Source organism: Mizugakiibacter sediminis (genome assembly GCF_000953855.2).
GTDB classification, from domain to species: domain Bacteria; phylum Pseudomonadota; class Gammaproteobacteria; order Xanthomonadales; family Rhodanobacteraceae; genus Mizugakiibacter; species Mizugakiibacter sediminis.
Map to the genome: position 1 here is coordinate 1 of NZ_DF970173.1, position 561 is coordinate 561.

At 69.5% G+C, this 561-nt stretch carries 1 protein-coding gene; it reads left to right on the plus strand.

What is annotated here, in order from left to right; genetic code table 11:
• The coding region (locus MBSD_RS05330) for a TonB-dependent receptor plug domain-containing protein (RefSeq protein ID WP_148667811.1) at positions 1-561 on the plus strand (561 nt) is incomplete at both ends.

Below are 561 nucleotides of genomic sequence, written 5' to 3' on the forward strand. Positions count from 1 at the left end.
ACCATCGTGGTCACCGGTTCGCGCATCCGCCGCGTGGACCTCGAGACCGCCAACCCGGTGTTCGCCATCGACCGCGCGCAGATCCAGCAGTCGGGCAAGGTCACCCTGGGCGACCTGGTGCAGGAAGCGCCTTCGATCTCGGGCGCCGCCCAGAACCCGCAGGTCAACAACGGCGGCGGCGACGGCGCCTCCACGGTGTCGCTGCGCGGCCTCGGCGCCCAGCGCACCCTGGTGCTGATCAACGGCCACCGCGTGATCGCCAGCCCGTCCGCGGGCGGCGTCGACATCAACCAGATCCCGGCCAACCTGGTCGAGCGCATCGAAGTGCTGAAGGACGGCGCCTCGGCGGTGTACGGCTCGGATGCGATCGGCGGCGTGGTCAACATCATCCTGCGCTCGAACTACCAGGGCGCGGAGTTCAGCGCCGACTACGGCATCTCCGACCGCAACGACGGCGAGCGCCGCGGCTTCTCGGCGACGTTCGGCCAGACCGGCGACAAGGGCTCGGTGATCGCCGGCATCAACTACAACAAGTTCGACCCGATCTCCTCGGCGGACCGC